This is a genomic window from Yersinia sp. Marseille-Q3913 (genome assembly GCF_963892745.1).
Taxonomy (GTDB): Bacteria; Pseudomonadota; Gammaproteobacteria; order Enterobacterales; family Enterobacteriaceae; genus Yersinia; species Yersinia bercovieri.
In genome coordinates this window covers 14,560-37,913 of sequence record NZ_CAWQAF010000011.1, presented here as the reverse complement: position 1 = coordinate 37,913, position 23,354 = coordinate 14,560, and the positions used below count along the sequence as shown (strand labels likewise).

Here is a 23,354-nt window from a genome sequence, read left to right as displayed (position 1 = left end):
AGGCGATGAAGCGATTAATGCACGGGATGTTGTTGTGTACGTTGCTGTGGAGTGTTCATGGGCAAGCGGCCACTCTCCCTATTACGATCAAAGCGACCATTCTGGAACCCGTATGCACGGTGACGGGTAATAATGGTGAATCGGCGGTAGAGGTGCCATTCGGCGAACTAACTTTGGAACAAGTTGGAACAGCGGCGGCCGAACAGTCGGTTAACCTGAAGATGAGTTGCGACAATTCAGCACCGACGGGCAAGACACTTAAAATGTATCTGAGTCCGACGAGCTACGGGGTAATGAGTGAAATGGGGGCGAACGTACTCTCCACTTCACTGAATGGGTTAGGAATAGCACTCACATCGGGTAAAGCGGGGACAACACCGGTTAACCTGAATACCTGGGTGCCAGTCGAGGGTATGGGAACGGGTGAAGGTGCAGTTGATGGGCAACTGCAACTGAAAGCACAGTTAGTGACACCATCGGCAGGACAATTGCACGCCGGTACTTTTCAAGCGACGGCAAGCCTGATGATAAATTACCAGTAACCTTTAAAACCGCGGTGATAAATATCAGCGCTGAAACACACAAGGAAAAGTGAACTTTTGAATGAGGCTCAATCCCTTTCGATAAACCTATCAGGAACTTATTATGCTCTATTTTAGAATGCCAATTAAAAATAGTTATATTCTTATGAAAATAGCGAAGCTGGCAATAATAACAGCACTGTTTTTTTATGCTCAGTTTTCTCTTGCTTATAGCTATGTGCAGGAATCATCAAGAATACAGCACACCTGGTCACTACCCTCGAATGATGTTATTTTGACGCCAGGTGGGAGTGCGGAAACGATTAATATATCATTGTCTATTTTTGGTGACTTTAATTCGAAAGGTGAGGATGTATCTTGTGTTGCAGGTTGCCAGAATGGTACACGTTACTCTCATCCATATATAGAGCTAGATCAGTGGATGCTAGGGGTTGGCATAACAGCACCATCAACCATTACAACTAATAATGGTGTTAGCTTTAATATTGAAGGGCAGCAATCTAGAGGTCGTAATTATATCAAAAAAACATCAAAGAATATCGCGTTTACTGATGGGGTCGCATATCACTATAGCCCTTGGATTGGTTCATTTCAGGTGCCGCTGGACAAGCCATACGTTTGGCATAATGAGACCTATATTGCACCAATAAAAATAACCGCGCCAGAGAATACGCCCGCCGGAACTTATATTTACCGAGGTGTCATTGCCTCCTTTAACCATCAATACTGTGGGACTGCCTCATGCTCCATGCGACATGATGATGGCCGCTATTGGTTTGATTATCAAGGAGAGCTTCGTATTACAGTCAGGGATACATGTAAGTTCTCTGCAAGCAATTTAGTTATTGACTATGGTTCTCTACATGAAAAGGAGATTCAGGGAAGCAAGAAAGCAGTATCGACACTACTAACCTGCAATTCAAGTGTAAAATCGGGAACATTAAAACTCATATCATCATCGGGGAGTAATTGGAGTTCAGCTGATGGAACACCAGTAAAGCTAGGTAAAAATATTGACGCTGTCGTCAAAATTAATGGAAAGAATGCATCGCAAGGCATACCTGTGGCATCTTCCACACCTATTTCAGAACCTATCGAAGTGACTTCTGAATTAACGACTCAGGGTAATAAGGTAGAGCCGGGTGTTTACTCAGGAAGTGCAGTGTTAAGTTTTAATATTAATTAGCCTGTTTGAAAAAATATTAATTACGCATGTAAATATCATTTTTATAATGGAGTTCGCGATATAGTGCAGTGCCTCGAATGAAAAATTATACTGCACTATATAATGTCTATTAGTCGCGACCAGATTTGACACATTACTTTGAAGAGTTGAGAGTTACTGGTTTTGATATGGATGTAAAATCCTTATATACCGCAGATCCAGTCTACCAAAGGTGATAACAGCTAATGACTGATAACGATTTTTCCCACATGCTGGCGTGAATCAAAACGCTGCCATGCCTGTTTAGCTTCGACAAAAGGAAAAACGCTATCAATGACGGGAATTATTTTATGTTGCACTAATACCCGGTTCATTTGTTCGAAATCTTCACGTGAGCCCACATTGATCGTCCGAAAGCGTGCTGAACTTTTAAACAGGCTGAAGAAATCTATTGCCACCGCATCCCGAGCGACAAATCCAATCAGCGCCAGTTCACCACCAATGCAGATGGAGCGAATGGACTGATTCAACGTGCCAGGGCCACCAACCTCGACTACCCGATTAACCCCTTGCCCAGAAGTTAAGTGCAGAACTTCTTCACTCCATTCAGGGTGTTGAACATAATTGATGACTTCATCGGCACCCAGTGCTTTCAACTGTGCGCTCTTGGCTTCACTCGAGGTGGTGGCGATAACCCTTGCACCCATTGCTTTTGCTAGCTGGATAGCAAACAGTGAAACCCCGCCCGAGCCTAAGGTTAAAACCGTCTCACCGGCTTTAACCGGTCTATCGCCGTTGAGTGCCGCCCACGCGGTCACTGCCGCGCAGGGAAGAGTTGCTCCCTGTTCGAAGCTAAGGTAGTCGGGTAATGATAATAGTGATTCCTCACTAACCACTTTATATTCAGTCAGCCAGCCATCGCGGTCACTACCATAAAGTTCAGCGCGTGCTGAAGCTTGAAAAGTACCGCCAAACCAGCGCGGCATAAAGGTATTCACCACCCGATCGCCGACCTTAAAACGTTCAACCCGCTTGCCAATTTGAATCACTTCACCGGCGGCATCGGAGAGCGGAATATGCCCCGGGCGAGACGGTAAGGTGTATTCACCATTCATAATGGCCAGATCGCGATAATTCAGCGACGTGGCGCGCACCCGAATGAGCACTTCTCTGGCCTCAGGTATCGGCATATCTTCCTGGTGAAGTTCTAAGTGCTCAATATTGCCAAACTGTTTGAAACGATAACTTTGCATATGGGTATTTCCTATTGAGATAAACGTGATGATTGATAATCAGGCGAGCTTTACATCTCGATCAGATACATGACCTTGGAAGAATGTGTTCAGAACAACCAGTGATAAATTCTAGACAAGGTTGATTAATGAAACTAGGTTGATAAATTCAATCTTAAATTCCGAATATGAAATTATGCTGGATGAATTAGCCCTATTTGTGAGCATTGTAGAAATGGGAAGTTTGCGGGCTGCTGCGGAAAAAGCCGCGATTCCGGCATCTACGCTGACGCGCCGCTTACAGAAGCTAGAGCAGCATTTAGGTTGCCGCTTGCTGCACCGCAGCGCCAGGCGCATGACACCGACGAGTGAAGGCTGGCAATATTACGAACAGTGTCGCCCGCTGGTGCATTCTTTACAGCAAGCCACGGCGAAGCTGGACGTTACATTGCATCAGATCAGTGGCCTGATCCGGATACTGGCTCCAGCGGATTTAGCCAATGATAATCTGGCTCCCGCCTGGGTGTCGTTTTTGACGCGGTACCCTGAAGTTCGGCTTGAGCTAGAATTGAACAATTACACTCAGGATCTGATTGGTAGCGGCGCTGATGTGGCGATCCGCGTGGGTGCTCAGCCGGATTCATTACTCAATATGCGAAAACTGGGGCAAAGCAAGGAGATATTGTTGGTCGCCTCGCCTGATTATCTGGCGAAGAACGGCATTCCTGAATCTATGGATGAGCTGAGGCTACGCGACTTGGTAATTAGTGCGCCATTATCAACCTGGGTGATGCAACACCGCCAGAATGGAGAAACCGTGCGCTGGCAGCCGCAGGGGAAATTTTGTGTTAATGGCATTTATCTGGCGCTACAGGCGGCGCTGGCGGGATTAGGGATTCTGTTTTGCCCATTGAGTTTGTGCCATAACCCACTCCAGCGCGGCGAACTGGTCAGAGTATTACCGGAATGGCAGGGTGCCCCCCGGGAAATTTATGCGGTATGGTCGCAGCAACGGTATGTTCCGGCCAGAGTCCGGGCTCTAATTGATCATCTGGCCGACTTTTGTCAGCAGGACCCTCATTTGATGATGTGAGTCTTTTGCTTCACCCACAGGATCAATTAGCAGAATGTACTATTGGCAGCCATCGAGATGGTTTGCCGGACCCGATACTCTCAGCTAACTTAATGGCTGCCTGACATTCAAGCGCCTTGCCAATTTAGAGTCTGATTTCGCCAGCTTACTTAAACGTTTTCATGAATGTTATTCATCTGGCCTAAAGCTGCCCCGTTTGACCTGACTGCCCTATCAGCTGTTTCTTAGGTACATTTATACTCAAACAGAATATTCTGCCTCAACTCATTGAATGTTGGCGAATGTATTTCCCAACGTTAATGGGTGGCTCATTTGCATAAGTTGTCACTCACATCTCTTTGTGGACTCACTGTAATACACAATTACGTTGTCTATCGATAAGTCATTTTTAGGTTATTAGAGGTTAACTGATTCACGGTAATAATAGATAAGCTTATTGTGATCCTATCTGGTTATAAAATATCTCCGAATAAACATCACATTATTGAAGGGAATATTTGTAGGCATATTCCTACAATTGGTTTCAGAAACTTTCAGTTCAATTTCTATGATGTTTATTAATCTCTTTAATCGTAAGGTGTTACATTTTCATAGTAAGAAATGTCTTATACATCAGTGTGATGTTCTGATATTTTTGAAACTTTAAATTTTACTTTTTGTTACATTTAACTAATTGGTGTTAAATGACTAATGTTTCTACACTGCGCGCATCGGTATTTAATTGATATGCTAATGCGTGTGAAAAATACCTGTCTGATACTGTTTCATGCCATCCGATGAATGGATAGGGATATCTACAAAGAGTACTTTTACTTTAATGCACGCTGAGTCAATCAGTGGGCGGTGAATGTTGTGCAGGGTAATGTAGATTATTTTTATTCATTTTCTCAGCGGTGGATTTCTTAAGTTTCCTTCCCCTAATAAGGAAAATCGATGTCCTCTTCAAGCTTCCAAAATGAGATACCTAAAGCACGCATTAATATTAAGCTTGACCTGCATACAGGTGGCGCTCAAAAGAAAATGGAGTTGCCTTTAAAGTTATTGGTGATGGGTGATTACAGCAACGGCCAGGAACAGCGCCCGCTGTCGGAACGTGAAAAACTCAATATCAACAAAAACAATTTTAACAGTGTTCTGGCTGAGTTCCAACCGAGCCTGAAACTCTCAGTCCCTGACACGCTGGCAGGGGATAACACTGATACTGCTGTCGCTTTGACCTTCCGTGACATGAAAGATTTCGAACCGGAAAACGTCGCCCGTCAAATCCCGCAACTGCGCGCCTTGCTGGCAATGCGCAATCTGCTGCGTGACCTCAAATCCAATCTGCTGGACAACGCCACTTTCCGCCGTGAGCTGGAAAATATCCTTAAAGACGAAGCACTGAGCGATGAGCTGCGTGCTGAACTGGCGGCATTGGCCCCCAAAGACTGTTAATCGCCGGATTGGCTGCTTGTAGAAAGAAGAAAAGGAATATGCTGATGTCTGTACAGGAAAATGCTGCGCAGGGTACTGCGACGACCGTATTAGAGAAAAACCGTCCCGTAGCCCAGGGGGTTTATGCCTCTTTATTTGAAAAAATCAACCTGAGCCCGGTCTCCTCATTGACGGGGCTGGATGCTTTCCAGAACAACGATACCATGGCCGATGCCACCACTGATGAGCGTGTTACTGCCGCCGTCAGTGTCTTTTTAGATTTGCTGAAGCAATCGTCCAAAAAAGTGGAAAAGCTGGATAAAACCTTGCTGGATGGCCACATTGCGGCACTGGATGACCAAATCAGTCGCCAGTTGGATGCGGTGATGCATCACGCTGATTTTCAACGTGTCGAGTCCACGTGGCGTGGCGTGAAATCCCTTATTGATCAAACCGATTTCCGTCAAAATGTGCGTATCGAACTGCTGGATATCAGTAAAGATCATCTGGTGCAGGATTTTGAAGACGCCCCTGAAATCGTGCAAAGCGGTCTCTACACCCAGACTTACATTCAGGAATACGACACCCCCGGTGGCGAGCCGATTGCCGCCGCTATCTCCAACTACGAGTTTGACCGTAGCCCGCAAGATATCGCGTTATTGCGCAATATCTCCAAGGTCGCGGCAGCAGCCCATATGCCGTTTATTGGCTCAGTGGGTCCAGAGTTCTTTGGTAAAGAGAACATGGAAGAAGTGGCAGCCATCAAAGATATCGGTAACTACTTTGACCGTGCCGAATACATCAAGTGGAAAGCCTTCCGCGACTCAGATGATTCCCGCTATATCGGCCTGACCATGCCGCGCGTGCTGGGGCGCTTGCCTTACGGCCCGGACACGGTGCCGGTACGCAGCTTTAACTACGTAGAGCAGGTGAAAGGGCCGGACCATGACCGTTATCTGTGGACCAACGCCTCGTTTGCCTTTGCTGCCAACATGGTGAAAAGCTTCATCAAAAATGGCTGGTGTGTGCAGATCCGTGGCCCGCAGGCCGGTGGCGCGGTGACCAACCTGCCTATTCACCTGTACGATTTGGGTACCGGTAATCAGGTGAAAATCCCGTCAGAAGTGATGATCCCGGAAACCCGCGAGTTTGAGTTTGCCAACCTGGGCTTTATCCCGCTGTCGTACTACAAAAACCGTGATTACTCGTGCTTCTTCTCGGCCAACTCTGCCCAGAAACCGGCGCTGTATGACACCGTTGATGCCACTGCCAACAGCCGTATTAATGCCCGCTTGCCATACATCTTCTTGCTGTCACGCATTGCCCATTACCTGAAGCTTATTCAGCGCGAGAACATCGGCACCACCAAAGACCGCCGTCTGTTGGAGCTGGAGCTGAATAACTGGATCCGCACGCTGGTGACGGAAATGACTGATCCGGGTGATGACTTGCAGGCTTCCCATCCGCTGCGTGATGCAAAAGTCACGGTGGAAGATATCGAAGACAACCCCGGTTTCTTCCGCGTGAAGCTGTATGCGGTGCCGCACTTCCAGGTTGAAGGTATGGACGTGAATCTGTCATTGGTTTCCCAGATGCCGAAGGCGAAAGCCTGATTGCCCTTTGTCCTTGAAGTTGCAGCGTGTTGGCTGCCTTCTCTCCCCCAGTCATTGACGTTAGTCAATGACTGGGGGATTCGTTCAGTTGCCGTCTAGCTGCAACACCAATGACGTTGGGCATGATTGTACGCAAGGAAGTACCCATGAAGATTTATCGTCCGTTATGGAACGACGGGGCCTTTTTGGCCCCACAACAATTCCAGCAACAGGCCCGCTGGGACGCCTATGTGGCAGACAGCGTGGCACATATGACATTGGCATCCCCATGGGGGGTCATTGATGCGGCATTTGACCGTGGGTCGTTGGCGCTTTCCCGCCTGAATGCGCTGCGACTAGTGGTTCGCTTCCCTGATGGCACGCTGATTGATTCTGAACGGGCGGATAACCTGCCTCCCGCCTGTGATTTGTCTGCGGTGTCAGACCGTGATGTGGTCGATGTGGTACTGGCATTACCGTTGCTGTCGGCCAATGGTGGCAATCTGGATGATGGTCAGGACAGCGCGCGCCCTCGCCGCTGGCAGCAGGAATGGGTCACGGTACAGGAGCTGGCCGGTCATGAGCGCACTGAACTGGCGATAATGCGCCATGGGGTCACGCTGCGTTTTGCTCATCAGGAAAACAGTGCTTATCTGACCTGTCCGGTGGTGCGCTTGATGCGCAATGCCCAGGGGCAGTGGATGCAGGATGAGAGTTTTATCCCGCCGATGTTGTCGCTGGCGGCAAGTCAGGTGGTGCTGACTGAACTGGGGGATTTAGTCCACCGTCTACAGGCGCGTCGGCGTCGTCTGATGGCTATGCGGCGTGAAAGTAACGAACGGATGGCCGATTTTGCGGTGGCCGATGTGTCGTTGTTTTGGTTGCTGAATGCGTTAAACAGTGCCGAGCCGGTACTGATGGAGCTGTACCAAACGCCTTCCCGCCATCCCGAACTGTTCTATCGCGAACTGGTCCGTCTCGCCGGTAGCTTGCTGACCTTTTCCCTTGAGCATAAAGCCGAAGACATTCCGCTGTATCAACATGACGCGCCGGAGCAGGTTTTCCCGCCGCTGTTCACCTTACTTGATGCCTTGCTCGAAGCCAGCCTGCCGTCCCGTATGGTGGCGATTGAACTGACTCACGAGGGCCAATTCTGGACCGGTTCATTGCACGATAGCCGCCTGCGTGAAGGGGCTGATTTCTATCTCTCCGTGCGCTCTTCAATCCTCAATCATCTGCTGCAAACCCAGTTCCCGCTGTTGTGTAAAGCGGGCAGTGTTGAGGATGTGTCCGATGTGGTCAACGTGGCGCTGAACGGTGTGGCGATGAAACCGCTGTCCCATGTTCCGGCGGCTATCCCGCTGCGTCTGGAGAATCAGTATTTTGCCCTCGATCTCACGGGGCCAGCGGCGCAGGCCATGCTGGATGCGGGTAACTGTGCTTTCTACACCCCAGGATCGCTGGGTGATATCAAACTCGAACTGTTTGCGGTGCTGCGCTCATGAGCAAAATAACTACCTCTGTCGTTGATGCGGCCTTTTATCCCTGCTGGCTGATGGTCAGTCAGTTGCGTAATGGGCAGGAAGTTGAAGATGGCGAAGCCTTGTATCGTCGTGCCTGTGAGTGGATTGATGGCGCACGCGAGACGCTGTCGCGTGCCGGTTTCAGCGACATCAGCTGTGACCATATGCTGTACACCCAGTGTGCGTTACTGGATGAAAGCGTGCTGAACCGCCAGAAACAGGACAGCGGCTATAGCAAATGGCTGAAAGACCCACTTCAGGCGCGCTACTTCAATACCCTGAACGCAGGTGAAGAGCTGTGGGAGCGGATCCGCACGGTGTTGCAGGAACCCGCCCCAGACACGGCAGTGCTGACCTGTTTTTACCGTGCATTGACCCTCGGGTTTGCCGGTCGCTATCGTGAACAGGGCGACGAGCGCAGAGAAGATGTGGTGCGTAAGCTGAGTCTGCTGGTGCCGCCGTTTACTTCTTCGCAGGAAACTCCGCTGGTCTCGCGCTCACTGCGTCTGCGCTCCGGGCGCAAAACCTATTGGTTTTCGTGGGTCGCGGGCGTCGTAATACTGGCCGCTCTGTGGTTCACGCTGTCCAGCCAACTGACGCGCATGGTGTCTCAACTGACCGGGATGCACTAGCGGATGCGCGGATTAACACCGTTACTCCTGTTGCTGCTGGGTACCTGCCTGGCGCTGTGGCTTATTCTGGGGTTCTGGCCGTTGGGAACCGGAAGCCGTGTAGCATTGAGTATGCTGGCTGTCACCCTCAGCGGGGGTGTCGGTTATTTGCAGTGGCGTAAACACAACCGCAATAAAGTGGCTCACCAGTCCATTGCAGACTCAACGCTGCCACCGGAAGGTTTTCAGGGCGCGGTGGTACTGGTTTGTGGTGATAGCAATGCCCTGTTTTCTACTTCTGCATCTTTTCGAGAAACCCGTCAAGGCTGGTATCTGGCCGTGCAACTGCCAGAACAACTGCCGATCCTCGCGCAACATCTGGCGGCGGAACGCCCGGCACTGATTGCCCAGATCTCGGTGTTACTGGCCATCGTGCCGGAGCGGCATCAGGACCGGGATGATTTTTCACAATCTGTGCGGGCCTGGCAACGAGCCATCGTGCAGTGCAAAGGGTGGCTTGCGGGGATCCCTCCCGTCTGGATAAGCACTTGGCTTTCACCGCCAGCGGTTTCATCAGAGCAGGTAGAGCGCTGGTACACGGTCACTCCGGGGCAAAAGGGTATTCAGGTTCAGGAACCGGGGGCAGGGATCATGCCGCTGGTTGAATGGAGCCAGCATCAAGACCGCAACGTTCAGGAAAGGTTGAGCGCGGTATTCTGGATGGAGAGTCTTCTGTCCTGGCTTGATGAACAGGTTCTGAGCATCCTGACACAGCGGCAAGGGGATGTCCCTGCGCTGACCCCGTGCGCCTGGTGCTACTGCTTTACCCCGGTTGCGGCGGATCAGGAGAATCTGTGGCAGACCCACATTCGCGGGATAACCACGCTGACCCCGGTGGCGACCCCAGAGCCAGAGTGTCTGCCGTTGCCAGACGTGCTGCTGCCTTATCTGCCACGTCGTCGCGGCGTCTCCCGCCTGATGCAGGTTTGGCAGATGGCTGGCGTGCTGTGCGGGGTATTTTTACTGTTTGCCCTGCTGGCCTCTTTTATCAATAACCAGCGGCTGGTCCAGAGCGTTGATGATCATCTGTCGCAGTATAACCGGCTCACTGGCACGCCTCCAGCGCCTAAAACTCTGGCCCAACAGCAACTACGGGCGGATGCACATCTGCTGGATGACTGGTTACGTCGCGGTGCACCCATGCGTTTGTCGCTGGGATTGTATCAGGGGCTGCGACTGCGGGCTCCGCTTTACATTGCTATCAATAGCTGGGCGTCTCCACCACCACCACCACCGGTGATTAATCAAATTATTCAGGGGCCCAAAACCCTCCGTCTGGATAGCCTGTCACTGTTTGACGTGGGGCAATCAATGCTCAAGCCTGGCTCCACCAAAGTGCTTATCAATGCGCTGGTCGGGATTAAAGCCAAACCGGGTTGGCTGATCGTGGTGGCGGGTCACACCGATATCACGGGTGATGATAAGTCCAACCAGACTCTGTCGCTTAAGCGGGCGGAATCGGTACGCAACTGGATGCGCGATACCGGGGATATTCCGGAAAGCTGCTTTGCCGTACAGGGTTATGGCCAGAGTCGTCCTCTGAAATCTAACGATACGGAAGCGGGCCGTGCGCTCAACCGCCGTGTCGAAATCAGTCTGGTACCGCAGGCTGATGCCTGTCAGGTGCCAGAAACAGTAAACCGGTCGCAGGAACACGCGGCCTCACTCAATAAGTAACAAGGAGTTTTACATGGCAATTCCAGTCTATCTGTGGCTGAAAGACGATGGCGGTGCGGACATCAAGGGTTCTGTTGATGTACAAAGCCGTGAAGGCAGCATTGAGATTGTGGCACAGGACCATAACCTGTACATCCCAACGGATAACAATACCGGCAAGCTGACCGGTACCCGTATCCATACCCCATTTGTTTTCACCAAAGAGATCGATGCGTCTACCCCTTATTTGTATAAAGCGGTGACCACCGGTCAGACCCTGAAAACCGCCGAGTTTAAATGGTACCGCATTGATGACGCTGGTCAGGAAGTTGAATATTTCAACACCAAACTGGAAAACGTCAAAGTGGTCAAAGTCGCGCCGAAAATGCACGACGTCAAAGATCCGGCTAAAGAGAAGCACAATCACCTGGAACTGGTGGAATTGCGCTACGAAAAAATCACCTGGACCTTCAAAGACGGCAACATCATTCATTCCGATTCATGGAACGAACGCGCTACCGCGTAATTACCCGTCATTCTTCGCGCCGCAGGTGCGTTGGCTACGTTCGCTCACTCTGGTCACATAGTTATCTATGCTCCCAGGGATTCGTTCACTTGCCGCCTGCCTGCAACACGAATTATTTAGGGTAACCCCGCAAGTAGGCGGTTCGCCGCCTGCTTTTTGTGCTTTTAGCTAAGTATCGGCGCATCAGTATTCAGCTAAACGCATACACATTTTATCAGATGACCTTATGGGCCTCGGTTTATGGCTATGGGCGGTAGCGTGCCTGACGCCAGTCTTATCAGGCTATTAATAACGCCAGCTGAAACCGGCTTACTTATCCGGTTTTGTAAAGGTTTCGCATACAAGGAAGAATTTATGACAACGCATTCAGCACACTTATTACGTCGGTTAAATCCCTATTGCGCGCAGGCACTGGCCGGTGCTGCAACCCTGTGTCAGACCCGTGCCCATGCCGAGATCACCGTTGAACATTGGTTGTTGAAACTGCTGGAACAGGGTGAAGGCGATATCACGGTGATTGCCCGGCGTTATGAGTGGGACATGGACAGCCTGTGGCAGGGATTACTGGCCCATCTGGAGACTTTGCCGCGCACGGTGCAGGGCAAACCCCAGTTGTCAGCTGCGTTACAGCAACTGATCAAAAGTGCCTGGCTGGATGCGTCGCTACAGGAAGATGCCGATGCGGTGCGTTCCGTTCATCTGTTATCTGCTCTGATAAATTCGCCATCATTACTGGCCGCCGATGCCGCCTGGCCGTTGCTCAGCCTGAGTACCACCCAGTTACACCGTCTGTTACCGCTGCTGGACAGCCAATCAGACGAGCGCCCTGAAGTTCAGCAGGCAGCGGCACTGGCAGACAGCCCGGTCAATCTGATCGATGAGGCAGCGACCACCCCCTCTGCCAGCGGTCAGCCCCAACTCAATGACGCCCTGCAAGCGGCGCTGGATAAATTTACCCTCGATGTGACTGCTAAAGCGAAAACCGGGCAGATTGACCCGATTTTTGGTCGCGACACCGAGATCCGCCAGATGGTGGATATCCTGTCGCGCCGCCGTAAAAATAACCCGATTCTGGTGGGTGAACCGGGTGTGGGTAAAACCGCGCTGGTTGAAGGGCTGGCGCTGCGCATTGCCGAAGGTAACGTGCCGGATAGCCTGAAAACCGTCAGCCTGCGCACTCTGGACTTGGGCCTGTTGCAAGCCGGGGCGGGGGTCAAAGGTGAGTTCGAGCAGCGGCTGAAAAATGTTATCGAGGCGGTACAACAATCGCCAACACCGGTGCTGCTGTTTATCGACGAAGCCCATACCATTATCGGAGCCGGTAATCAGGCGGGTGGCGCAGATGCGGCCAACCTGCTCAAACCGGCACTGGCGCGTGGTGAGTTGCGCACCATCGCTGCCACCACCTGGTCGGAGTACAAGCAGTATTTTGAGCGCGATGCCGCACTGGAGCGCCGCTTCCAGATGGTGAAAGTTGACGAGCCGGACGACGCCAAAGCCAGCCTGATGCTGCGCGGCTTAAAGGGCCGCTACGCCCAGCACCACGGCGTGCATATTCTGGATTCTGCTATCACTGCGGCGGTTACCTTGTCGCGGCGCTTCCTGACCGGCCGCCAACTACCGGATAAAGCGGTGGATCTGCTCGATACCGCCGGTGCCCGGGTGCGCATGAGCATCGACACGCTACCGGTCGCGCTGATGGAAATTAACGCCGAACTGGCTGCATTGGCGATGGAGCAACAGGCCATCGAACAGGACTTACTCCTGCTGCCGAGTATCGGTTCAACGCGCTTATCTGAGATTGACCAACGCCGCGCCGAGCTGGCGGTTGGGCAACAGCAGCTCGAACAGCAATATGCAGCAGAGAAGCGGCTGACCACCTTGATTATTGACGCGCGTCAGGATATCGCCAACGCGGTACATCTGGCCGCGTTGCAGGAAGAACTCAGCCAGATTCAGGGCAGTGCGCCGCTGCTGTCGCTGGATGTTGATGTGCGCACGGTGGCGACAGTTATCGCTGACTGGACCGGCGTCCCGCTGAGCAGTCTGCTGAAAGACGAACAAACTGATTTGTTGCAACTGGAAAACCACCTCGCCACCCGGGTGGTCGGTCAGGATGTGGCGCTGGTTGAGATGGCCCAACGGCTGCGCGCCGCCAAAACCGGCCTGACCTCCGAAAATGGCCCGCTGGGGGTGTTCCTGCTGGTTGGCCCCAGTGGGGTGGGCAAAACCGAGACTGCGCTGGCACTGGCCGACACACTATTCGGTGGTGAGAAATCGCTGATCACCATCAACATGTCCGAATATCAGGAAGCGCACACTGTTTCCCAACTCAAAGGCTCGCCACCGGGTTATGTCGGTTACGGTCAGGGCGGTATTCTCACCGAGGCGGTGCGCAAGCGCCCGTACAGCGTGGTGCTGCTCGATGAAGTTGAGAAAGCGCACGCCGATGTCATTAACCTGTTCTATCAGGTATTTGACCGTGGCTTTATGCGCGACGGCGAAGGGCGCGAAATTGATTTTCGTAACAGCGTGATCCTAATGACTGCCAATTTAGGCAGTGATCATCTGATGCAATTGCTCGATGAACAACCGGAAGCGACGCACAGTGATTTACACGAGCTGCTGCGCCCGATCCTGCGCGACCATTTCCAGCCCGCGCTATTGGCCCGCTTCCAGACCTTGATCTACCGGCCACTGGATGCCACCGCGTTGCGTACCATCGTCGAGATGAAACTGGCACAAGTCGCCAAGCGTCTGAACAAACATTACGGCCTGCACTGCACGATTGAGGAAAGCCTGTACGACCAGCTGGTCACCGCCTGCCTGCTGCCGGACACCGGGGCGCGCAACATCGACAGCTTGCTGAATCAGCAGATTTTACCGGTGCTGAGCCAGCAACTGCTGAGCCGCATGAGCGAGCAACAGCGCACCACCTCGCTGACCTTGGGCTGGGATGAAGCCGAAGGGATCACCTTGGAGTTTGACGGAGGCGAAGGATAACGATTATGGACAGTGCTAAAGAAATTGCCCGAGATATGCTGGATGCTATTAATGTTGATGGTTCAGGATTTTTCGGTGCCGTGGCGAAAGGATTTATTTCATTCCCCGTTAGTTTTTACTATCTTGGCTATGATTTTATGGATACTGATCATCGAAGCGATAATTTTGATGACAAGATGAGAATAGCAAAACTAATAAAATCAGGGGCGATTAATAGAGAAGTAATTGAGAAAATTATTGGCATCTTTATGAATGACTTCTCCTCACGCATCGATATAACTAACCTCGTAAAAAATATTGCTGGGAGTTCAATAGGAAAGATTTTATTTTCCCAATTGACGGGAGTCAATCTTGGTAACGTAATTGCAACTCGTGCTGTGGCTGCACTTTTATCAGGAACTGCAATCGGTGCATTGATCTCTGTCGGTGCAGAAACCTCCAGAGCAATCTACACATCCAGATATCTAAGGGAAAGGAGCCCTATGATGTACTATAAATTGAGAGGGTTGGGTGATTTGGACCTTCTTTATTTTCTTGTTGAAGATACGGTAAAGCCATTCGAAAAAGCATGCGAAGTCGATGACCGCTCTCCGGAAGAGTTTAATAAAATTTGTGAATACTTTTTTGGTGGTCTAATAACTTGAAGAAAAAGGCCCTTATCGCACTATCCATGACTGTGCGTTGGCTAGGATTAGGTTTAGGTTCAACAGGTATAGGTTGGGGCGTGTGGTTTTTTATTTTTTCTGATGATAATTATCGAATACTTTGGGGCTTATATTGCTTACTCCAAGCTTATATTGGGTTCTTAGCCTTTAGATTTGGATTAAATAAAATCCAAAATGAGTTTGATAATCACTAACCACTTGAAAGTATAAACTACTCATGAATATAAAAAGAATAGTAATAATTTTGATGTCAAATATTGTTTGTGCAGTTGGTTCTACCATAACAATGGTTGGCGTACTCTCTTCTCTTTGGTTTTTTTTTCTATCAAGCAGTGATGATAGATTTTACTGGGGGGGAGGAGCATGTTTATTGGCCATCTTAGGATATTTAATTTTCCGCATTACTTACCCTAACATTCAAAGGAAATGGGATGATTACTACTAATAACGCTCAATCACCTAATCTTTATTAGTTCTACAGCATAGTGAAAATATAGGGGCAGGAAACCGAAAATGAATCTTTTATCCGAACTGACTGGAGCAACGCTTAATCGCTACAGCCTAAATATTCCGTCCTGCTCTTACCCGCTGGATGTTGAGGACTTTAATGGCCTTGAGCAAATAAGTGTTTTGTATCATTACACAATTAAATTTACCTCTCTTCACCCCGATCTCACCGCTGAATTATTTTTGAATAAACCAGCTACATTAAACATGGGTATGGGGGATTTGCTCAACCCGATGACGGGAAAAGTGGTACACGGTGTAATTACACATTTTAGACGAATATCAGGTTCACGTGATCAGGTTAAGTACGAAATTATTGTAGAGCCTTTCCTCGCTCGGCTAAATAAACAATTCCGTACGCACCGTTTTTTTGTCAATAAATCGGTACCTGAAGTTGTCGGGCAGATACTTCAGGAACATGGTTTCAAGGACTGGGAATATGAGTTTGTCCTGAAACAGACCTACCCAAAACGTGAGCAAATAAACCAGTATCAAGAGACAGACCTTAAATTTATTGAGCGGTTGCTCTCCGAGATGGGGATATTTTACTTCTTTACCCTGCAGCCGGACACCCAGACCGAAGTGGTGCATTTTGTCGATAAGCAGAGTGCCTATGAGTTTGGTAAATCCTTGCCGCTGAATAGCCCGTCAGGGATGAGTGGCAGTGGAATGGATTCGGTCTGGGGGCTGAGTGTGCGGCACAGTGTGGTGCAAGCCAGCGTTACTGCCAAAGATTACAACTACCGTGAAGCGCAGAAAGTGTTGCAGTCCACCCGAGCAGACATGACGCGCGGCGACGGTGAAGGAACGACCTATGGCGACGTGTATCACTACAAACCGCGCCATCTGGATACCGGCGATAAAATCGACCCTACAGCGGAAACCGGTAACTTCCTTGCCCGCCTTGACCATGAACGTTTTTTATCAGCACAAACGCTGATCACCGGCTTCAGTACCGATCCCACATTGCGTCCTGCTCAGGTGCTGACGGTAACCGACACATCAATCCCGTCCTCGCTGCCGGAGCTGTTGACACAACCGATGGTCGTGGTACGCACTGGGTTCAGCGCCAGCCGTAAAGATGCACTGAAAGTCACTATCGCAGCCGTCCCCTACAGTGAAACCCTGTGCTGGCGTCCGGCATTGCTTCCACGTCCAAAAGTCAGCGGCACCATGATGGCACGCGTGACCAGTGCGAAGTCGAACGATATTTATGCCTGGCAGGATACCTCCGGACTATATCGGGTGAAATTTGATGCAGACCAGGACGATAAGGCACAGGGGCAGGAGAGTATGCCAGTGCGACTCGCCAAACCTTACGGTGGCGATGTGTACGGTATCCACTTCCCGCTGATACAAGGCACCGAGGTAGCGATAGCCTTCCATGACGGTGATCCAGACCGCCCGTATATCGCCCATGCCCTGCACGATTCGCGTCATACCGACCATGTCACCGAGAAAAATAATACCCGCAACGTGATCCGCACGCCTGCTTTCAACAAGCTGCGTATGGAAGACAAGCGCGGCGAAGAGCACATCAAGCTGAGTACCGAGTACGGCGGCAAGACCCAGTTGAACCTCGGGCACAACGTGGATGCTCAGCGAGTCCTTCGTGGTGAGGGTGCCGAGTTGCGAACGGATGATTGGGTAGCGGTACGGGGGGGCAAAGGGGTATTTATCAGTGCGGATAAACAGCCTCATACGCAGGGGCAGATGCTCGATATGCAGGAGGCTATCCGGCAGTTGGAGCAGGCGTTGTCACTGGCAAAAAGCCTGAACAAAGCAGCTCAGGCGGCACAAGCTACTCCGGGGGAAACAGACAGTCAGTTACAACTGAACAACGCACTAGAGGGACTGAGTGAGGCCGGAATATTGGCGCATGCACCGGAAGGCATTGGTATTGTCAGCGCGAAAGCGATTCGTCTAGCGTCCGGTGGTGAAAGTATTGGTTTTATGTCAGGCAAAAATACGGATATCAGTGCTGGCAGGTCATTTACCGTGGCTGCCAGTGATACCGTCAGTCTGTTTGCTCAGGAGGCTGGAATGCAACTATTCGCCGGAAATGGAAAGGTTGATATTCAAGCTCAGGGCGATGTGCTTAATGCATCTGCGTTGCAAGATGTCACTATCAGTAGTTCAGAAGGCAGCGTGCAGGTTAATGCCAGTAAGGAGCTGATCCTCAGTTGTGGTGGGGCGTATATAAAACTCAGTGGCGGAAGCATCGAACTGGGCTGCCCAGGGAATATATTGCTTAAAGCAGCAAACGTTGACCAGACAGGGCCCGCGACACTGGAAACTCCGCCAGTCATTTTCCCAAAAGGTTATAAAGAGAACTTTACTCTGAAAGATCCAGAGTCAGGCGAGATAAAACCTTTTACTCGATACAAGGTCATCACAGGGGAGGGTGATGTGTTTGAAGGTGTCTCTGATGCTGCAGGTAAAACCCCGCCAATCAATACTGCAATGCCAACTAGTGTTCAGATAGATTTCCCCGATGAATTGCCCGCAGAAGGTCCCGGATTCTGGATCACGTTAGATCATGATTACCATGGGTTAAAAAATACGGCAATTATGGCCATCAATCGACTGACATCAATGGGCGATGAAGGGCGAGTGTTTGGCTCTGATGGAAAAGACTACATGAACACGAAGAGGGATAAAATCCAGGAATGGCGATCTTTGCCTTCTAATGCGACAGAAGAGATAACGAATACTTCGGCTATTCATCGCTATGGTGCGCAAAGAAAGATTACGCAAACATTCCTGGAGGGAGATGATGGTTGGGCTGTTGGTGGAAAATCGTGGCACTGGATGCCTGTAGTTGCTGATGACGTGTATGAGAAAAAGGACTGAACATGAAATTGAATTTCAGGAAAGTATGTTTATTTTGGGGTGTGCTGGATGTTTTTTATATTGTTAGATTTATCTGGCTTAATGTTGAGCAGGGCCGCATTCCACTCATTGATGATATTGCCAGTTTCAGCCAATTACTTCCTCAACAGGGAATGTCAGCGCTTGTGATGTTTACGCTATCGCTCTTATTAACTATTTCCATCATATTTTCTGCTGTATTACTTCTTGTCGGCTGGGGAAGGGTTCGCTTATTGGTTTTCGCACAGATCCCACTCCGTTTATTATTAGTTGTTCCCTCACTTTCATTCGCCCCCTGGCTGTTAAAACAACTGCATGCCAACGGCATCTTACTTTTAATCGCTGTCCTTATTATCTCTGAATTACTGAAATTTGGTTCTTTTGCTTTGACGAGAACGGCTGAGAATGCTCAATAAAGGGAATTTATAATGACTAATTCAACGGCATTTACTTCAATATGCCCTAAGAGCCCGGATGCGTTTACCGGCAAGCAAAAAAAATATTGGGTGGAAATTCAGCTCGTTGACGAGCTTGGTAAACCCGTTGCTGGCATGCCTTACAAAGTTGAAAACGATGCAACCCGGTGTAAACATTCGAGCAGTAATGAAGGCCAAAGCGACAGTAATGGGCTCATCAGAATAGATCAACTTCACTGGCTTGACCTGACCCTGACAATAGATGCCCAGAAGCTGGCGGACGAAATGGAGACGCGCCCGCTGGGTATTACCCGCAATCCCCGTAGTAGGCAAACAGTCAATAAGAAAGACAATTCCGATTGGCGCTCAAATGTGCAGATAAGCTCAGAGCAGCAAGGATATGTGTACCATTACGCCACGATTGGAGAGCTTTGTGACCGTGCGCCGGAAATTAAAGAGTGGACAGGAAAAACACTACCCCGGTTTCATTTTCCGCCGGACAAGTCGCTGAAAGGCCTGGAGATTGGCCGAGAACATCTTGAGAAGCGGTACGTTATTGAAATTTGTCCGTTTAGGGCGTGGGTGCTGGCACTGCATAATACAAAAGATTATTCCCTGGCTAACGGCTATAACCTTGGCTTAATGGCTAATATGGCTTATGCGGAAAAACGTATCGTAGAATCTTTTTTCCTTGAAAAATGTCTGGACTTGTCCACTACGCCAAGACATGAAGAGTCACCTGCATATCCGTACGCACTTGCTATAGATGTGCCATTCAGCCAACGCTATATCACTGCCGAATTTTTGGACTCTAAAAGTGTGAATACTCCAGGGTCATCCAAGCCTCTGCTTGACAGTACTCAATTTTTTTACGTGGAGTGCGCAGAACATTTGGTCGTTGCCTGGCGCGGTACACAAGAGGTTCCCGACTGGTTAACTGATGGGGCATTTTCACCTCAATCCTGCCCTACTGAACTGGCAAAAGCAGGATGCATTCATGGTGGTTTCCTTGAGGCCTACAAGCTGGCAAAACAGACATTCGACACTAAATTCAATGCGATTGAAGAGTCTTTAGCCAAAGGAAAGAAATTATTTATCTGTGGTCACAGCCTTGGTGGTGCGCTGGGATTGACTTATGCTGCCGAAATGAAGGCTATAGAGCCTCTTCTTTATACCTACGGTATGCCGCGGACCTTTACCGCTGATGCGGTGGGGAGTTTGTATCAAATAACGCACTACCGGCATGTTAATGATACCGACACCATTACTAGCGTGCCGTTTGATGCGGATATGGATAACTGGCTGTATGGGAAATTTGGCCCTCTCGGTAGCACGTTGGGTTTTTTCTGGACGCTGCTTGCGGAACTGCCCACTCAGATGGTCGGTGCTTACGTTGGGGAACATTACTGGCACCACGGAAAGCCGGTGGTGTTCTTCCGCACAACTCAGACCCACTCATCTGAAGAATGCCAGGTGATGATGAACCCAAATACCTGCCGCCGCCTTAGCTACAGTCTGCCACGTAAGGCCAAGTTATTCCTGGTACCTTCTCTGTCAGAAACGGAGAATGTAGAGGCCAAAGAAGCGCAGGAAGCGTTTGTTCGTGAATACCCCGGAGAGGATATGCAGCGAATTTTCCCGCGGAATACTAACCCTAAGTTTGACCATATGACGAACCCCATGCGTCATTCGATGGCAAGTGAATATCTGCCATTTCTTAATAACCAGCTACTGGAGTCTGCTTGGCCAGAGTTGGCAATGCAGCGTAAGACCAGGCGAGATGCGTTTCAACTACAAATGAATCAGTATGTCGACAGTACGCCTGTGGAAGAGTTGACACGTAACCGGATGTTTCTGGCTCTACAGAAAATGTTAGGTAGCGCACTGGATATCACTAAGAAGACACCTGGTGGTGAGAATGCACTTATTCGTTTTAAATCCGTTGTGGGAGAAGAAGTTGAAATTATCTAATTGCCTTAGTCTGTTAGCACTAATACTTCCTCTGAGCGGTTGTGCCAGTCGGCCGGATTATACCCTCAACCCTCCTGCCAGTTCTGAGTGGGTGACCGTAACCGTTAAGCTTCCACCGCAAACGGAAGTCACGCCCATGGATGTCCTGTACCGCTCGGACAAATGCCAGCGAGAGGATTATGACAGCACCACTGAATCACATATCCGTAAAGAACGGGGGTTTAACCCTCGAGTCGAAAGGATGACGCAGCAAGGAAGAGGTGATATCTGGGAGGCTCGTATTGCTCTAGACGGCGGTGGTAGGTGTGAATGGAAACTCAGTGCAATCAGAGTTGGAATTAAGTTAGCAAGTAGCAATTCTTTGGCTCAGGGTAAAAGTATTATCGAAACAAATTATGTTTTCGATTTTGATAACGATGGTTATGGCAGTGGGTTCGATGCCGGAAAGGTAAAAAACACTAATGGTGATCTACTTTTTAAAACAGATTTATTCCCTCTGGTATTTATTAATCATGCTTTCAATAAAACCACTTTGAAATTATTCGGAGGAGATGTGAGGTATGAGCAATTGAGCCGGCATTACAGAATTTACAATGGGAAAAAGATATTTATAGAGCCTAATCTGCATATAAATAAGATTGTTGTGCTTGAAAGTCCCGTATCTCCACCGGGAAATATTACTGCGACCTACCCTGACGGCAGTAAAGAGGAGATTCCTCATGTCAATCCAGATTATGAAAAATTGCTCTCAATGAAGTAGTTATTAAAAAATATACACATAGGGCTGCCCGCTTCTTATATATCACGGAGGATGAAATTGAAATTATCTAATTTCCTTAGTCTATTCGCACTAATACTTCCTCTGAGCGGTTGTGCCAATCGGCCGGATTATACCCTCAACCCTCCTGCCAGTTCTGAGTGGGTGACCGTGACCGTTAAGTTGCCATCGCAAACGGAAGTCACGCCCATGTATGTCCTGTACCGCTCGGACAAATGCCAGCGAGAGGTCTACGATGAAAAAATAGAATCTCATGTCAGTATGGATAGAGGTAAGAATCCCCAGGTCATAAGCATGATAAGGCAGGGAGGAAGCGATATCTGGCAAAACCGTATTGCTCTTGATGGTGGTGGTATGTGTGAATGGAAACTCAGTGCCATCAGAGTTGATATTCAACCTGTAAAAAATATACCGCTGACATCAGGGAAAAATATTATTCCAGCGAGTTATGTATTTGGTTTCGATGATGAGGCGTATGGCGGAGGAGAAGGCTCAGGCAGAAAAAAAGAAGTCCATGGTGACTTACACTTAAAGACAGAATTATTTCCTATGATATTTATTAATAACCTACTTAATAAGCAAACATTGAAGTTATTCGGCGGCGATGTGGAATATAAAAAATGGAGTAGGCATTACAGGAGTTATGGTACTAAAAATATATTTATAGAACCTGTTGTGTATATGAATAAAGTTGTTGTACTTGAAAGTCCCAAAAGCAAAAGCGAACCTGCAGGAATGACGATAACTTATCCAAATGGAAAAATTGCACATGAACGTACGATTATCCCTGATTATGAAAAATTGCTCTCAATGAAATAGTTATTAAAAAATATACACATAGGGCTGCCCGCTTCTTATATATCACGGAGGATGAAATTGAAATTATCTAATTGCCTTAGTCTGTTAGCACTAATACTTCCTCTGAGCGGTTGCACCAGTCGGCCGGATTATACCCTTAACCCTCCTGCCAGTTCCGAGTGGGTGACCGTGACCGTTAAGTTGCCACCGCAAACGGAAGTCACACCCATGGATGTTCTGTACCGCTCGGACAAATGCCAGCGAGAGGATTATGACAGCACCACTGAATCACATATCCGTAAAGAACGGGGGTTTAACCCTCGAGTCGAAAGGATGACGCAGCAAGGAAGAGGTGATATCTGGGAGGCTCGTATTGCTTTAGATGGCGGTGGAAAGTGCGAATGGAAACTGAGTACTGTCAGAGTTGATCTACAACTTATTAATAATACCTCCCTGACAAAAGGGAAAGATATAACGTCTACAAGCTATGTATTTGCTTTTGATGATGAATTTTATAGCGGAGGAGGATTGCCAGGACTAAAGAAAGATGTACGCGGTAATCTTAATATAAATACCGATTTTTTCCCCATGATATATATCAACCATACATTTAACGAAACCTCTATTGAGATGTTTGGAGGGAATGTAAAAAACGAAAAGTGGAGCAGACATTACAGAGTTTACAATACTAAAAATATAATTATTGAACCTACATTACATATTCAACAGGTTGTAAAGCTTGAAAATTCAAAAAAAAGATGAACCTGCAAATATGACAATAATCTATCCTGATGGAACAATTTGACATGAACGCACGAGAGTACCTGATTATGAAAAAAATGCTCTCAATGAAATAGTTATTAAAAAATCCACACATAGGACTGCCTGCTTCTTATATATCACGGAGGGAAAAGTTGAAATCATCTATGAGG

19 protein-coding genes are annotated in these 23,354 nt (G+C 49.0%); 18 read left to right on the top strand and 1 reads right to left on the bottom strand.

Annotation, left to right across the window (positions count from 1 at the left end; translation table 11 throughout):
* The first annotated feature begins 5 nt into the window (after nt 1–5).
* Together AACW11_RS05310 and AACW11_RS05305 are read left to right on the top strand one after the other, a co-directional pair.
* Nucleotides 6–542: a fimbrial protein gene (locus tag AACW11_RS05310; RefSeq protein ID WP_212583931.1), complete on the top strand. Its 537-nt coding sequence runs from the start codon at nt 6–8 to the stop codon at nt 540–542.
* Between the two features lie 103 nt (nt 543–645).
* Complete coding sequence (locus AACW11_RS05305) at nt 646–1,728, top strand: MrpH family fimbial adhesin (RefSeq protein WP_212583930.1); 1,083 nt, start codon at nt 646–648, stop codon at nt 1,726–1,728.
* A 221-nt stretch (nt 1,729–1,949) separates the two neighbouring features.
* On the opposite strand, the gene AACW11_RS05300 is transcribed toward AACW11_RS05305, so the two are convergent.
* Nucleotides 1,950–2,960 carry a zinc-dependent alcohol dehydrogenase family protein gene (locus AACW11_RS05300; RefSeq protein ID WP_212583929.1) on the bottom strand — a complete coding sequence of 337 codons (1,011 nt, stop codon included), beginning with the start codon at nt 2,958–2,960 and terminating at the stop codon, nt 1,950–1,952.
* A 175-nt stretch (nt 2,961–3,135) separates the two neighbouring features.
* On the opposite strand from AACW11_RS05300, the gene AACW11_RS05295 reads away from it, so the two are divergent.
* The 16 genes from AACW11_RS05295 (at nt 3,136) to AACW11_RS05220 (ending at nt 23,184) form a co-directional block, all read left to right on the top strand.
* A complete protein-coding gene (locus tag AACW11_RS05295) occupies nt 3,136–4,032 on the top strand; it encodes a LysR family transcriptional regulator (RefSeq protein ID WP_212583928.1) in 897 nt (298 codons plus the stop codon).
* 933 nt (nt 4,033–4,965) lie between these two features.
* Nucleotides 4,966–5,466: a type VI secretion system contractile sheath small subunit gene (tssB, locus tag AACW11_RS05290; protein WP_042819838.1), complete on the top strand. Its 501-nt coding sequence runs from the start codon at nt 4,966–4,968 to the stop codon at nt 5,464–5,466.
* A 38-nt stretch (nt 5,467–5,504) separates the two neighbouring features.
* Nucleotides 5,505–7,058, top strand: coding sequence for a type VI secretion system contractile sheath large subunit (gene tssC, locus AACW11_RS05285; RefSeq protein WP_212583927.1), 1,554 nt, complete (start codon nt 5,505–5,507; stop codon nt 7,056–7,058).
* 146 nt (nt 7,059–7,204) lie between these two features.
* Entirely contained in the window at nt 7,205–8,542 is a 1,338-nt protein-coding gene (gene tssK, locus AACW11_RS05280) for a type VI secretion system baseplate subunit TssK (protein WP_212583926.1), read from the top strand.
* A complete protein-coding gene (gene tssL / locus AACW11_RS05275; protein WP_212583925.1) occupies nt 8,539–9,192 on the top strand; it encodes a type VI secretion system protein TssL, short form in 654 nt (217 codons plus the stop codon). Before tssK ends, tssL begins: the two co-directional genes overlap by 4 nt.
* Nucleotides 9,193–9,195: 3 nt before the next feature.
* A complete protein-coding gene (locus tag AACW11_RS05270) occupies nt 9,196–10,908 on the top strand; it encodes an OmpA family protein (RefSeq protein WP_212583924.1) in 1,713 nt (570 codons plus the stop codon).
* A gap of 13 nt (nt 10,909–10,921) precedes the next feature.
* Nucleotides 10,922–11,413, top strand: coding sequence for an Hcp family type VI secretion system effector (locus AACW11_RS05265; RefSeq protein WP_002210014.1), 492 nt, complete (start codon nt 10,922–10,924; stop codon nt 11,411–11,413).
* A gap of 354 nt (nt 11,414–11,767) precedes the next feature.
* Complete coding sequence (gene tssH / locus AACW11_RS05260; protein ID WP_212583923.1) at nt 11,768–14,416, top strand: type VI secretion system ATPase TssH; 2,649 nt, start codon at nt 11,768–11,770, stop codon at nt 14,414–14,416.
* Nucleotides 14,417–14,421: 5 nt separating this feature from the next.
* A complete protein-coding gene (locus AACW11_RS05255) occupies nt 14,422–15,060 on the top strand; it encodes a hypothetical protein (protein WP_005272261.1) in 639 nt (212 codons plus the stop codon).
* The gene (locus tag AACW11_RS05250) at nt 15,057–15,275 is read left to right on the top strand and encodes a hypothetical protein (RefSeq protein WP_143707649.1); all 219 of its coding nucleotides are present in this window, start codon (nt 15,057–15,059) and stop codon (nt 15,273–15,275) included. Before AACW11_RS05255 ends, AACW11_RS05250 begins: the two co-directional genes overlap by 4 nt.
* 319 nt (nt 15,276–15,594) lie before the next feature.
* Nucleotides 15,595–18,441 (top strand): DUF2345 domain-containing protein, encoded by a 2,847-nt coding sequence (locus tag AACW11_RS05245; protein WP_249192677.1) that lies wholly within the window; start codon nt 15,595–15,597, stop codon nt 18,439–18,441.
* Nucleotides 18,442–18,443: 2 nt separating this feature from the next.
* On the top strand, nt 18,444–18,875 hold the full coding sequence (locus tag AACW11_RS05240; RefSeq protein ID WP_212583922.1) for a hypothetical protein: 432 nt from the start codon (nt 18,444–18,446) through the stop codon (nt 18,873–18,875).
* 12 nt (nt 18,876–18,887) lie between these two features.
* Entirely contained in the window at nt 18,888–20,846 is a 1,959-nt protein-coding gene (locus AACW11_RS05235) for a lipase family protein (protein WP_212583921.1), read from the top strand.
* A 136-nt stretch (nt 20,847–20,982) separates the two neighbouring features.
* Nucleotides 20,983–21,606, top strand: a complete 624-nt coding sequence (locus tag AACW11_RS05230) for a hypothetical protein (RefSeq protein ID WP_249192676.1) — start codon at nt 20,983–20,985, stop codon at nt 21,604–21,606.
* Between the two features lie 57 nt (nt 21,607–21,663).
* A complete protein-coding gene (locus AACW11_RS05225; protein ID WP_249192675.1) occupies nt 21,664–22,443 on the top strand; it encodes a hypothetical protein in 780 nt (259 codons plus the stop codon).
* A gap of 207 nt (nt 22,444–22,650) precedes the next feature.
* A complete protein-coding gene (locus AACW11_RS05220; protein ID WP_212583920.1) occupies nt 22,651–23,184 on the top strand; it encodes a hypothetical protein in 534 nt (177 codons plus the stop codon).
* Nucleotides 23,185–23,354: the final 170 nt, after the last annotated feature.

Coding starts and splice junctions, on each gene's coding strand:
- AACW11_RS05310 (WP_212583931.1), top strand. CDS start 6: ATGAAGCGATTAATGCACGGGATGTTGTTGTGTACGTTGCTGTGGAGT.
- AACW11_RS05235 (WP_212583921.1), top strand. CDS start 18,888: ATGACTAATTCAACGGCATTTACTTCAATATGCCCTAAGAGCCCGGAT.
- AACW11_RS05300 (WP_212583929.1), bottom strand. CDS start 2,960: ATGCAAAGTTATCGTTTCAAACAGTTTGGCAATATTGAGCACTTAGAA.
- AACW11_RS05220 (WP_212583920.1), top strand. CDS start 22,651: ATGGATGTTCTGTACCGCTCGGACAAATGCCAGCGAGAGGATTATGAC.
- AACW11_RS05255 (WP_005272261.1), top strand. CDS start 14,422: ATGGACAGTGCTAAAGAAATTGCCCGAGATATGCTGGATGCTATTAAT.
- AACW11_RS05230 (WP_249192676.1), top strand. CDS start 20,983: ATGGATGTCCTGTACCGCTCGGACAAATGCCAGCGAGAGGATTATGAC.
- AACW11_RS05270 (WP_212583924.1), top strand. CDS start 9,196: ATGCGCGGATTAACACCGTTACTCCTGTTGCTGCTGGGTACCTGCCTG.
- AACW11_RS05295 (WP_212583928.1), top strand. CDS start 3,136: ATGCTGGATGAATTAGCCCTATTTGTGAGCATTGTAGAAATGGGAAGT.
- AACW11_RS05245 (WP_249192677.1), top strand. CDS start 15,595: ATGAATCTTTTATCCGAACTGACTGGAGCAACGCTTAATCGCTACAGC.
- tssC (WP_212583927.1), top strand. CDS start 5,505: ATGCTGATGTCTGTACAGGAAAATGCTGCGCAGGGTACTGCGACGACC.
- tssL (WP_212583925.1), top strand. CDS start 8,539: ATGAGCAAAATAACTACCTCTGTCGTTGATGCGGCCTTTTATCCCTGC.
- tssH (WP_212583923.1), top strand. CDS start 11,768: ATGACAACGCATTCAGCACACTTATTACGTCGGTTAAATCCCTATTGC.
- AACW11_RS05240 (WP_212583922.1), top strand. CDS start 18,444: ATGAAATTGAATTTCAGGAAAGTATGTTTATTTTGGGGTGTGCTGGAT.
- tssK (WP_212583926.1), top strand. CDS start 7,205: ATGAAGATTTATCGTCCGTTATGGAACGACGGGGCCTTTTTGGCCCCA.
- AACW11_RS05305 (WP_212583930.1), top strand. CDS start 646: ATGCTCTATTTTAGAATGCCAATTAAAAATAGTTATATTCTTATGAAA.
- AACW11_RS05265 (WP_002210014.1), top strand. CDS start 10,922: ATGGCAATTCCAGTCTATCTGTGGCTGAAAGACGATGGCGGTGCGGAC.
- tssB (WP_042819838.1), top strand. CDS start 4,966: ATGTCCTCTTCAAGCTTCCAAAATGAGATACCTAAAGCACGCATTAAT.